This is a genomic window from Hymenobacter translucens, from assembly GCF_020685205.1.
GTDB lineage: Bacteria > Bacteroidota > Bacteroidia > Cytophagales > Hymenobacteraceae > Hymenobacter > Hymenobacter translucens.
This window is the reverse complement of sequence record NZ_JAJERB010000005.1, coordinates 230,397-242,188: the sequence shown is the minus strand read 5'-3', so window position 1 is coordinate 242,188 and position 11,792 is coordinate 230,397. Positions and strand designations below refer to the sequence as shown.

The 11,792-nt window shown below is 61.2% G+C and carries 11 protein-coding genes; 8 read left to right on the top strand and 3 right to left on the bottom strand.

The window, feature by feature from the left end; all coding sequences use genetic code 11:
• Positions 1-108 precede the first annotated feature (108 nt).
• Both LJY25_RS13125 and lpdA read left to right on the top strand, forming a co-directional pair.
• On the top strand, positions 109-897 hold the full coding sequence (locus tag LJY25_RS13125; RefSeq protein WP_227608804.1) for an SDR family oxidoreductase: 789 nt from the start codon (positions 109-111) through the stop codon (positions 895-897).
• Positions 898-1,487: 590 nt separating this feature from the next.
• Entirely contained in the window at positions 1,488-2,894 is a 1,407-nt protein-coding gene (lpdA, locus tag LJY25_RS13120) for a dihydrolipoyl dehydrogenase (protein WP_227608803.1), read from the top strand.
• 85 nt (positions 2,895-2,979) lie between these two features.
• Here the strand turns inward: lpdA and LJY25_RS13115 are convergent, their stop codons facing one another.
• Positions 2,980-3,363 carry a DUF805 domain-containing protein gene (locus tag LJY25_RS13115; RefSeq protein WP_227608802.1) on the bottom strand — a complete coding sequence of 128 codons (384 nt, stop codon included), beginning with the start codon at positions 3,361-3,363 and terminating at the stop codon, positions 2,980-2,982.
• Positions 3,364-3,705: 342 nt separating this feature from the next.
• Here LJY25_RS13115 and LJY25_RS13110 point away from each other — a divergent pair, with 342 nt between their 5' ends.
• Complete coding sequence (locus LJY25_RS13110) at positions 3,706-4,374, top strand: hypothetical protein (RefSeq protein WP_227608801.1); 669 nt, start codon at positions 3,706-3,708, stop codon at positions 4,372-4,374.
• Positions 4,375-4,471: 97 nt separating this feature from the next.
• Here the strand turns inward: LJY25_RS13110 and LJY25_RS13105 are convergent, their stop codons facing one another.
• Together LJY25_RS13105 and LJY25_RS13100 are read right to left on the bottom strand one after the other, a co-directional pair.
• Entirely contained in the window at positions 4,472-5,434 is a 963-nt protein-coding gene (locus tag LJY25_RS13105; RefSeq protein ID WP_227608800.1) for a hypothetical protein, read from the bottom strand.
• A gap of 168 nt (positions 5,435-5,602) precedes the next feature.
• Positions 5,603-5,830, bottom strand: coding sequence for a hypothetical protein (locus LJY25_RS13100; RefSeq protein WP_227608799.1), 228 nt, complete (start codon positions 5,828-5,830; stop codon positions 5,603-5,605).
• Positions 5,831-5,890: 60 nt separating this feature from the next.
• Here LJY25_RS13100 and LJY25_RS13095 point away from each other — a divergent pair, with 60 nt between their 5' ends.
• The 5 genes from LJY25_RS13095 (at position 5,891) to LJY25_RS13075 (ending at position 11,508) form a co-directional block, all read left to right on the top strand.
• Positions 5,891-6,535, top strand: coding sequence for a hypothetical protein (locus tag LJY25_RS13095; protein ID WP_227608798.1), 645 nt, complete (start codon positions 5,891-5,893; stop codon positions 6,533-6,535).
• A 75-nt stretch (positions 6,536-6,610) separates the two neighbouring features.
• The gene (locus LJY25_RS13090) at positions 6,611-7,030 is read left to right on the top strand and encodes a hypothetical protein (RefSeq protein WP_227608797.1); all 420 of its coding nucleotides are present in this window, start codon (positions 6,611-6,613) and stop codon (positions 7,028-7,030) included.
• A 193-nt stretch (positions 7,031-7,223) separates the two neighbouring features.
• Positions 7,224-9,698, top strand: a complete 2,475-nt coding sequence (locus LJY25_RS13085) for an RCC1 domain-containing protein (protein ID WP_227608796.1) — start codon at positions 7,224-7,226, stop codon at positions 9,696-9,698.
• Between the two features lie 142 nt (positions 9,699-9,840).
• Positions 9,841-11,037 carry a hypothetical protein gene (locus LJY25_RS13080; protein WP_227608795.1) on the top strand — a complete coding sequence of 399 codons (1,197 nt, stop codon included), beginning with the start codon at positions 9,841-9,843 and terminating at the stop codon, positions 11,035-11,037.
• A gap of 15 nt (positions 11,038-11,052) precedes the next feature.
• Entirely contained in the window at positions 11,053-11,508 is a 456-nt protein-coding gene (locus LJY25_RS13075; protein WP_227608794.1) for a hypothetical protein, read from the top strand.
• Positions 11,509-11,792: the final 284 nt, after the last annotated feature.

The window sequence follows — 11,792 nt, the reverse complement described above, 5'->3', positions numbered from 1 at the left end:
GTCGGCGGGCCTTTTACGGCGGCGCAAACCTACCGGTCTGCCCGGCCGTAACCAACCCGGCATTTTACTTCGCTGAATTCCTTTATCCACTTCGGACTATATTCGGCCATGGGTTTTTTAAATCAGGTTGTCTGGATTACGGGTGCCTCGTCGGGGATTGGGGAGGCACTGGCCAAGTCGATGGCCCGGCAGGGCGCCCAGCTGGTGTTGTCGGCCCGCAACGAGGCGGAGCTGCGGCGCGTGCAGCTGGCCTGCAGCCCGGCGCCCGTGCTGGTCGTGCCCCTCGACCTGGCCGATGCGGCCTCCCTGCCCGCCAAGGTTGAGCAGGTGCTGGCTCACTACGGCCGCCTCGACGTGCTCGTCAACAACGGCGGCGTCAGTCAACGCTCCCTGGCTTTGGAAACCTCGCTCGACGTGGACCGGCGGCTGATGGAGGTTAACTACTTCGGCACCGTGGCCCTGACCAAGGCCGTGCTGCCCCGCCTGATCAACCAGCGCACCGGCCGGATCGTGGTTATCAGCTCCCTGGTAGGCAAGTTCGGCACGCCCTACCGCTCGGCCTACGCGGCCAGCAAGCACGCCCTGCACGGCTTTTTCGACTCGCTCCGGGCCGAGCTGACCGGTACCGGGGTGGGCGTCACCATCCTCTGCCCCGGCTTTATCCGCACCGGCGTCTCGGTCAATGCCCTGACCGGGAACGGCAGCGCGCTGGGCACGATGGACGACGCCACGGCCAACGGCCTGGACCCCACTGAATTTGCCCGCCGCGCCCTGCTACTCATTGCCCGCGGAAAGGACGAGGCCTACATCGGCGGCAAGGAAACCCTGGGTGTCTACCTCAAGCGCCTCGCCCCCGGCGTGTTCCGGAAAATGCTGAACAAGGCAAAGGTGCGGTAGGGAAGGGAGGAGCTAGGAGTCAGGAGCTGCTACGCAGGAGTCAGGACTTGGAAGGAGGAGAGGATTCGATGGTTGAAATTACGGGCGCAAGGCGGTCAGCTCCCCTCCTTGAATAAGGAGGGGTGGCCGCAGGCCGGGGTGGTTGACGGCGTTGTTTATCCAGAACAACAGCTCAGCCTATTGTCCATAGCAAAAGCTATAGCATTGTCATCCTGAGCAGAGCGAAGGACCTTATCAGGTTAGAACGAGCCGTTGTTACAACTATCGTTCGGTCACTAGTCGTTCTGCGGTGCTAAGGTCCTTCGCAAGCTCAGGATGACATCTGGAAAGCTTAAAGCTGACAGTCTGATGCCTGTAGCAATCCAACATCATCAACGACTTTACCACCCCGGCCTTCGGCCACCCCTCCTTATTCAAGGAGGGGAGCTGGACCGCCTTGCATCTGCCGAACCATATACCAAACACCAAACACCTCCTCGCTCTTAACTCCTAGCTTCTAACTCCCGGCTCCTGACTCCTGCGCAGCAACTCCCAACTCCTTCATTTCTAACTTACCTTTGCCCGTACCGCTTACCAACCCGACTTTCAGCATGAACCAATACGACGTTACCGTCATCGGCAGTGGCCCCGGCGGCTACGTGGCGGCTATCCGCTGCGCCCAGCTCGGCCTCAAGACGGCCCTCATCGAGAAGTACCCCACCCTGGGCGGCACCTGCCTCAACGTGGGCTGCATCCCAAGCAAGGCCCTGCTCGACTCCACCGAGCACTACCACAACGCCGCCCATACCTTCAAGGAGCACGGCATTGAGCTCAGCGACCTGCAGATCAACATGAACCAGCTCATCGACCGCAAAAACGGGGTGGTGAAGGCAAACACCGACGGTATCCAGTTCCTCATGAAGAAGAACAAGATCGAGGTGCTGCGCGGCGTGGGCTCGTTCGTCGACAAAAACCACATCAAAATCACGCCCGCTGAGGGCGGGGAAGAGCAGCAGATCGAGACCAAAAACGTCATCATCGCCACTGGCTCCAAGCCCACGGTGCTGCCCTTCATTCAGCAGGACAAGCAGCGCATCATCACCTCCACCGAGGCCCTCAACATCCGCGAGGTGCCCAAGCACATGATCGTGATTGGCGGCGGCGTGATCGGGCTGGAAATGGCTTCGGTGTACGCCCGCCTCGGCGCCAAGGTGAGCGTGGTGGAGTTCATGGACTCGCTTATCCCCACCATGGACCGCGCCCTGGGCAAAGAGCTCAAGCGCATCCTGGGTAAGATCGGCATCGAGTTCTTCCTGAGCCACAAGGTAACCGGCGCCACCCGCGAGGGCGACGCCGTGACCGTAACCGCCACCAACCCGAAAGGGGAGGAGGTGAAGTTTGAGGGCGACTACTGCCTGGTAGCCGTGGGCCGGGTGCCCTACACCGCCGGCCTCAACCTCGAAGCCGCCGGCATCGAGCTGGAGGAGCGGGGCCGCATCAAGGTCGACGAGCACCTGCAAACCTCCGTGCCCGGCATCTACGCCATCGGCGACGTGATCCGGGGCGCCATGCTGGCCCACAAGGCCGAGGAAGAAGGCGTGTTCGTGGCCGAGACCATCGTGGGCCAGAAGCCCCACATCAACTACCTGCTGATTCCCGGGGTGGTGTACACCTGGCCCGAAGTGGCCGGCGTGGGCTACACCGAGGAGCAGCTCAAGGAGATGGGCAAGGCCTACAAGACCGGCAACTTCCCCTTCCGCGCCTCGGGCCGCGCCCGCGCCTCCATGGACCTCGACGGCTTCGTGAAAGTGCTGGCCGACAAGGAAACCGACGAAATCCTGGGCGTCCACATGATCGGGCCGCGCATTGCCGACCTGATTGCTGAGGCCGTGACGGCCATGGAGTTCCGCGCCTCCGCCGAGGATGTGGCCCGCATGAGCCACGCCCACCCCACCTACGCCGAAGCCATGAAGGAAGCCTGTCTCGCCGCCACCGAGAACCGGGCGATTCACATGTAATGCCCGACCCTGGGGCCGAAACGAAAAGAGGCTGCAGCTCCCGGGAGCTGCAGCCTCTTTTTTATTGATACTAAGGGATGCCTTTTTAGATGGCCAGTACGTCGGGCTGCTGTTTAGGGTCTTCGCCGTACTGGTTGCTCCCATGGGTTCCTTCCGTGCAGAAGAGGATCAGCAGCCAGATGCCGCCGATGATCGGGATGAGTGCAATGAATAAAAACCAGCCACTCTTGTTTACATCGTGCAGGCGGCGGACGGCTACGGCTAGGCCCGGAATGATCATCGCTAGGCTATAGATAATCGACAGGATACCATAGCCGAAGGATTCACTGCCCAGGTTAAGCACCTGGTCGGCTATTGCAACGGCAATGCTGAATACGATGTTGAACAGGGTAAACATCCAGTACTCCTTGCGGCGGGCCCGGCCATTGAAGTTGGCATAGTTGCGCAGGGCGTGTAAAAAGTAATCCATAGGCTGAAAAAGAGGATAAAAGGTTCCTACTCGTAAGGCTTTTCGGCAACGCCCCGTTTTTGGGATGGGTTCTGAACTCCATCAGGTAGCGCCTGAACATCCGGCCACTAGCTGGCGGCAATATAGGGGGAGCCGGCTAGCTTTAAGCACTTTTTCAGGTCCTGTATGCGCTTGGCTATTGGTAGGGTATTGCTTCTGGGAATAAGCGCTTTGGCGGCCTGCAACACCCCGTCCCAGGAGCGTAAGGCGGCGGGCCGGGTAGTGGCGCCCGTACCGGCCGCCCCCACGTCGGCCGCTGGGCCTCCGGCTCCTGCTCCCGCAAAAGCAGCATCGGCAGTCTCCATGTTTAGTGAATTCCGTTTTCCCGATTCGCTGCGGGCGTTTCTGGGGGTGCGGCCCATGAAGTTTCGGTGCGTACCCGACCAGGACCTGAAGCTCGAAATCCAGTCGAATCCCTACCGGGCCGACACGGTGGCGGGGCGCTACGTGGTCTTTCGGGAGCTGTTCCAGCCCGCCCGCGTCCTGTATAAGCCCGATGCCGCGGCTACCTGCTGGCTGGAAGTCCGGCCCGAGGACGTGGGCGAGTCCGGCACCGTGGGCGGGGACTTCACCGTGGATACTGCCTCCCTGGCGCCCGGGCGCCGGGTGCTGCTCCTGAATCTGCGCGGGCACAACGGCTTCTGGGGCGGCAGCCTCGACTATGGCCTCACCAACATCGTCGACGTGACAGCCGAGCCTCTGCTTTTACTCAAGACCGAGGCCCTGCACGAAAACGTCAGCTACGGGCGCGAAAACGACTCGGTGTTTGACGAGGACGCCGCGGGCAGCGAAAAGCGGGAGCAGCAGGTCAGCATCCGTCGGGGCCTCATCCGCGTGGGCCCCGCCACCCAGACCTTCACCAACGACCCCAGCGCCCCGGCGGACGGACCGATAAAACCTGTTCCGGAAAGCATGCTGCCCGCCGGCCGCTACCGGTATCAGCCCGGCAAGGTGGTGCGCGTGGGAAAGTAACCCGGCAGCAACGCAAAAGCGGCTGGAGCTACGAGAGCTTCAGCCGCTTTTGCGTTGGTGTCAGTTCTGGTCTGGGTAATTTTTGCTACGGTGGGTTCTAGTTGTCACTGGTAGGGATATTCTGTTCGGTGCAGTATGCGGAAATTTCAGCTTCAGTTTTAAAGTAATTATCGCAAAATTCCTCCAGTTCCTTCTCACTAGATCTGATATACCTATCGTCGGCTTTTAGAATCTTGTCGATTTTATCTATAAAACTATTGAAGTCCGGATTGATGTGGCAGAGTTTGTCAATGGTCTTGAAATCCAGATTCTTGAATCTGGATTGATGAAGGACCTTGCTCTCATAAGGATTTGCCTTGAGTTCTATCACCCCAATACCAAATGACTGATTCAGCCTACTTATCTCATCACTTAGGTTGTCATTAATCTCAAAGGCTACTAAATAGCCAAAATTAGCCCAGCTTGAATTTGACACAGCTTGAAAATATGCTTGTTTTAAATCATAGTCGTTGAGTATCTCTCGTTTTAACTCGTAAGACGTTATCTTAAATGAATCTGCAACGCTAGTTGATTTTATGAAGCTTTGACTGGTTTTAGTGTGTAGGTTGGTGAATTCAACTCCTGTCATGTCGGGGTGAATCCATTTTTGGTTACTGTCCTTGCTGTTTGCCGATTGTTCATGATAAATTGTTTTAGATGATATATTAATGCTTTTTAAATAGGTACTGAATAGTTTATGTAAGCTCCGCTCTTTATAAGATGACTTTTTCTGAAGGATGACTTGAGTTGCCTGAGTGTCGGCACCCGCTGCAGGAAAAATAACAGCTTCGTTTTTTGTTAAGTAATAGCTGAAATTACCCTTTCCTGTACTTATTCGCTTAACGCGGGAATCACCATTGCGGATAAAATCACCTAATAAGGCTGATACAGTAGATGACGGAGTTTTAGATTGCCCAAAGTCATAATAGCTCTTAAGCGACACATGGTTGTACACATCATTATGTGTGACAAGATTGCCCAGCTCTTCTAAGCTTTGCAGGACTGCTTCTTTAAGGGTCATAATAGGGCTGGTTTAGGGTAAGTTGAGTAAAGATGCACCATCTGTCTTTATATCTTACCCTGAATGTTGGTACCGTTGCGCATGAGCTTTACAGAAACTATTTATCCCTGCAAAAAAGCCGCCCACCACTACAAGCGGCGGGCGGCTTAGAGCTATTGCGGGGGCTGCTTAAGCCGACAGCGTGGCGCGGTGCTGGGCGATGCCGTTCTTCACGGAGGTCAGCACTTCGACCTGCTTGGCAATCTGCTCCATGTCCACGTCGGCGAGGAACTCCTTGAGGCCGGCGGCCTGGCGGGCCCGCTTCTGCAGCTTCCGGCGCTGCGTCTGGAATCTACCAGACCAAGCCAGGGAGATACACGCGAGTCGGGCACTTGAAAAAAAATAGCCAACTGCCATACTCGTAAGTCGGGTAGTTGAAATTATTTTTCTAACTACCCGACTCAAGGCTCACCCGCAATGAAGCTTCTCCGCACGCCCGCGTCTTTCTCGCCCAGCCGTTCGGCCGACATCCGGCGGCACTTTGCCCTTACCCAAGGAGAGCTAGGCCGCTGGCTCGAACTCACCCAGGCGCAGGTGGAAGCCGTGGAAGCCGGCCGCCGGCAGTTCTCTCCCGCCGCTGAAGCCCGCCTGGCCCGCCTCTCCGACCTGCTGCCCCCGCGCGGGCCTGTGCTGTCGGAGCCCGAAACGTTGCCCCCGCCGCCCCGAGCGGCCCAGGCCACCAAGGAGGCCCGCGAAGCTGAGCTGCTGCGCCGGCGAGTGCGGCGCTGCCAGCACCTGGCCGCCGGACTGGCCTATCAGCTCGAAGTCCTGGTCGAGCAGGACGCGGCTCTACTGCGCCGCCGGCAGGGGCTGGCCGCGTTGCGCCTCGCCCTGGCCTTGCCACCCGCCACCGGGCAGCCCGCCGATACTGCCGGTGAGGAAGCGTGGCTGGCCGGGCTCGAAGCCACCACCCAGGCGTTGCCCCCGCGCCCCGGCCCGCTGGCCCGGGCCCACCTGGCGTTGCGCCACCGCCTGCTGCTCGAAGAAGCTGAGGTGCTGAGCCGCCTGCTGGGGGCCGGCGAGGGCGGTGAAAGCCCGGCTGGTATGGCGTCGAAAAAATAGTTGACTGCAGTGCTTGTATCTGAATAATCAGTTTTTATATATTATCGCATCTTCAACCATTTAACCCCTATCGTCATGCCCATTAACGTATCCTTACTGCTCACCCGCGCCGAGTGCGACGAAGTGACCAAAGAGCTCGACAAGCGCCTCAACCGCCTCGATATTCGGGAGCAGAACTATGATTACCAAAAGGAAATCGGCACCGAGCGGGCCACCGACCTCAGCGAGGAAAAAACCGGCCTGAACCAGCGCATCACGTTCCTGTCCGGCTACCTGCTCACCCTGACCGCCGGTACCGACGAGCACGAAAAAACCACCGACGACCTGCGCAAGTCAAACGCCCGGCTGGGGGAGGTGGAAGCCCTGATGCGCAAGGAAGGCGGGGCCAAAGCGGTGCTGGGCCAGAGCATCCTCAAGGAAACTCAAGGCCGCTCCACCTCCATCGAGGAAGACAAGGCCGACGTGGTGGCCCACCGCGCCACCCTCACCGCGTAGGGTAGCCCACAGCCAATAATTAAAAAAGAGCCGTTCCGCCAGTTGGCGGGGCGGCTCTTTTTTATTACACAGGATTGGATGCCCGTTGCATCTTTCGCTGAGCAGCTTCACCGGTTGGATTATTGAAAGCGGTTCCTACATTTATTTAAATATTTATCCACTTAGGACACGCATCCCTGAAAGCCTCACACCTATGCCTACCCTTTACCCAATTTCCCCACCGGCTTCGTCCGTAACACGAGCCGGCCTCGTTGGCCGTCTGTTCGGTCTGCTGGTCCTGCTGCTAAACCTCGGGCCGAGCCCGGCCCACGCTCAGCACCTGGCTGCCGGGGGAGGCTACTCGGCAAGGATTCAGCCGGACGGCACCCTATGGCTGTGGGGCAGCAATACCGGCGGACAGCTCGGCAACGGCACCATTGTCAACCGTAACTTTCCCGCCCGGGTTGGCACCGCCTCCACTACCTGGCAGAGCGTAGCCACCGGAAGAACCTACACTCTGGCTGTTCGCACCGACGGCACGCTCTGGGTCTGGGGTGCCAATCCTCTTGGACAGCTGGGCGACGGCACCACCGTCAACAAAAGCAGTCCGATCCAGATTGGCACCGCCACCAACTGGCGCAGCGTGGCTGGTGGGTTCAACCACACCCTGGCCTTGCGCACCGATGGCACCTTGTGGGCCTGGGGCCGGGGCTTCGAGGGCCAGCTGGGCAACAATACCGCTCGTAGCAGCGAAGTACCGATTCAGATTGGGACAGCTACCACCTGGCGCAGCATCGCCGCGGGCACCAACCACAGCCTCGCTATTCGCACCGACGGCACCCTTTGGGTTTGGGGCGACAACAGGGCCGGTCAGCTGGGCGACGGCACCTCCCGGAACCAGCTTCAGCCGACTCAGATCGGGACGGCTACCAACTGGCAGAGCGTGTCGGCCGGCGATGAGCATTCCGCCGCCCTCCGCACCGACGGCACGCTCTGGACCGCGGGCCGCAACGCCGAGGGCCAGCTGGGCGACGGCACCATCAGCAACCGCAACGTCTTTACCCAGGTGGTGGGCGGGGGCGTCTGGTCCGAGGTTGCCGCCGGAGGTACTCACACCGTAGCGCTGCGGCCGGACGGTACGCTCTGGACCTGGGGCCGCAACGAGTTTGGCCAGCTCGGCGACGGCACTACTACGCCGCGAAATACGCCGGGGCAGGTCGGGACGGTAGCCACCTGGCGTAGCATAGCCGCCGGCTTAAACCATACAGTAGCCCTGCGCACCGACGGCACGGTGTGGGCCTGGGGCAGCAATTCGCTCGGCCAGATCGGGGTGCCGACGCTGCCGACGGATACTCGGGACGTGCCCGAGCAGATTGGCACCGCTACCACCTGGCGCCAGGTCGGGGCCGGGTCCACTCATGCGCTGGCTACCCGTACCGACGGAACCCTCTGGAGCTGGGGCCAGAACAACCAGGCTCAGCTGGGCGACGGTACTACCACCAGTCGCAACGCGCCGGGCCTGGTGAGCGGGCCGGCCAACTGGCAAGCAATTTCGGCTGGCCGCTTACTACACAACGCCGCCCTCCGCACCGATGGCACCCTGTGGGCCTGGGGCCGGAATTTTGATGGACAGCTGGGTGACGGCACCACTACCCAGCGGAATACGCCCGTGCAGGCGGGCACGGCGGCTGGCTGGCAGAGCGTCTCGGCTGGCTCCAATCACACCGTCGCCCTCCGCACCGACGGTACCCTGTGGACCTGGGGGCAGAATGATCAGGCTCAGCTGGGCGATGGCAGCTTCATCCGCCGCACTGCACCGGCTCAGGTGGGCACCAGCACCTGGCGCAGCGTTTCGGCCGGACTGTTTCACACCCTAGCCGTTCGCACCGACGGTACGCTCTGGGTTTGGGGCGGCAACGCCAACGGTCAGCTCGGCAATGGCACCAACGACTTCAGCACGGTCCCCTTGCAGATCGGCACGGATACCAACTGGCAAAGCGTGGCCGCAGGTGACCGACACAGCGTGGCCATTCGCACCGATGGCACGCTCTGGGCCTGGGGCAGCAACGAGTACGGGCAGGTCGGCGACGGTACCACTACCATGCGCCTGTCCCCGGTTCAGATCGGTGCGGCCACCAGCTGGCAGAGCCTATCGGCGAGCCGGTCGCACACCGCTGCCATCCGCACCGACGGTACGCTCTGGCTCTGGGGGCACAACCACCTGGGCCAGATCGGTAACGGCACCGCCGTAGACCGGCTCAGTCCTGGGCAGCTGGGCACCGATACCAACTGGCAAAGCGTGGCGGCGGGTCTGTTCTTCACGGTGGCCACGCGCACCAACGGCACGCTCTGGGCCTGGGGCAGCAACAACCTGGGCCAGCTGGGCAATGGCCTGACGTCGGCAGTGCCCACACCCATGCTCGTGGAGTTTAGCAGCCCCACGCTGGCTGCCCGAAACGGCGCTTCCCTGGCTGCTTTGCGGGCCTTCCCTAACCCGGCCCACGACTACGTAGAGCTGCCCGGCCTGGGAGCCACTGCCACGGTACGCGTACTCGACGCACTGGGCCGCCCGGTACGCACCAGCACCGGCCCGAAGGTGTCGGTGCTGGGCCTTGCGCCCGGTCTGTATCTGCTGCAGGCTGCCCAACCCGGCCAAACGCTTCGTACGGCCCGCCTGCTGGTGGAGTAGCCAGGCCTGACCTAACTTCCTGAAGAGCCGTCTTGCCAGCTGGCGGGGCGGCTCTTTCTTTTTATTAGCGGGATGACCACCCCCACCCGGTTTTCCCGACTAAGCCCGATCATAACCCGCCCGCCCTCTATCTTGGTCCGGTATGCAGGAAACAACTACCCCGAAATGGATTCAGGAGCTGCAGGAAAGCTCCTGGGAGCTGGAGCTGCTGATTTCCGGCGGCGCCATCTTCTCCCTGATTCAGGCCTCCGGCTTTTTCATCGACGCGGTGCAGTCCCTGAAAATCACGACCTGGCTGCCGGGGATGGACTTGTTTCTGCTGCTCGGGGTGCTGGGCATTCAGGTGCTTACCCTGAGCTTTGGGCTGCACCTGGTGCTGCGGGCCGTGTGGGTGGCGCTGGTCTGCGTGACCTACCTCTACCCCGGGGGCGCGGCGCCGGAGCGGGTGCGGTGGCGGCGGCCCTTCCGGTCGGCCGCGCCTTCCGGCTCCTACCTGCACCTGCTGATCGTCCGCTTCAACCGGGTGTGCGCCACGGTGATGTTCCTGGCCATCATCAGCACCCTGCTGCTGGGTGGACTAATGCTGATTGTGGGCGTCACGCTGATGCTGCCGGGCCTGTTCATCAGTATCCGGCCACCCGGCTGGTACTACCTCTACACCGACGTGCTGGTGGGCATCCTGGTGCTGTACCTGCTCGACCTGGTAGGCTTCGGGGCGTTGCGCCGGGTGCCGGTGCTGGCGGAAGTGCTGTTCCCGGTGTTCTGGCTTTTCGACCGGATTAGCCTGCGGGTGGTGATTCAGCCGGCGCTGTGGCTGTTCGCCTCCCACGTGCCACGGCTGCGGATGGCGGGGCTGCTGGCGGCCTTTATGGCCGTGGCCCTGCTTTACAGCTACGCCGTGCTCTACCAGAGCCTGCACCTGCCCAATGCCTTCGACCGGCGCACCTACCGCAGGCAGATGGCCCCCGGGCCGCTTATGCTGCACGGCACCTACCGCGACGAGCTGAACGGGGAGCCCCTGCGCGGGGCCTCCATCCCTTCCAAGCTGATCGACAAGCCCTTCCTGGAGCTGTTCATGGTGTACCGCAAGGAGTTTGACCGCGACCTGCTCGAGCGCCCCGACACGGACTACCTGTCCGAGCTGGTGGTTGTCAGCATCGACGACAGCGTGTACCAGCGGGTCGACTGGTACCCGACCCGTAAGCAGACCAACGACCAGCTCGGCATTACGGCCATGCTGCCCATCGGCAAGCTGCGCGTGGGCCCCCACCGCCTGCTTATCACGAGCCGGGTCGATTCCACACGGCGGCAGACGATTCCCTTCTGGAAAACCGAATAGCTCCCTGAGCCCGGGATGAAAAAAGCTTCTGCTTTCGGCCTGCTAACCCTTTTACTGGCGCTGCCCCGGCTGGCGTATGCCGGGGAGGGCAAGGAAGGGTTCTTCTTTATGTTTCTGATCGGGGCCGGTGGGGCGCTGGCCGCGCTGGCGCTGTACATCGTGGCTGTGCTGCTGGCCGCCAGGTCCGGAAGCCCAACGGTGGTGGGGGTGATAGGCGTCCTGCTTACCACCCTGTGGGCCATGAGCACCTACTGGTGCTTTGATGCCATGCTGAACCCGGTCTTCGTGGGGGCCTGGGAGGCCGAGCATGCCAACCGGTGGTCACCCACCCTGACCGGTTTTTTCATACTGGACCTGCTGGTCGCGGGGCTGGCCGTGGTGCTGGCCGGGCGCAGCTGGCTTAAGCGCCGGCACCGACTGTCGCGACAGGAAGCCATTGAGCGGTCGTTGAACGAGCCTTTTTCCAGGTAGCTACCAGGTACCGGCGGCCCGGCGCTTCGATCGGCTCAATCCGGCACGGGCTTCTAGCTTGTGCCCGGCATCGACCGGGCGGTTATGCCTCTCCTTCAGTCCGGGCGGCACTCCGGTATTCCCGAATGCAGAGATGCCCGGCTCAGTGCTATGGGCGCGAACCCCTATGCACGACACGAGCCACTAGCTCGCGCCAGTAGCGTTTCCGAAGCATAGGAAAAGCAAGGACTCATCGAAAAGCCACCGCAACTAGGGTGAATTATACCTGATTCCAGGTATTGCGC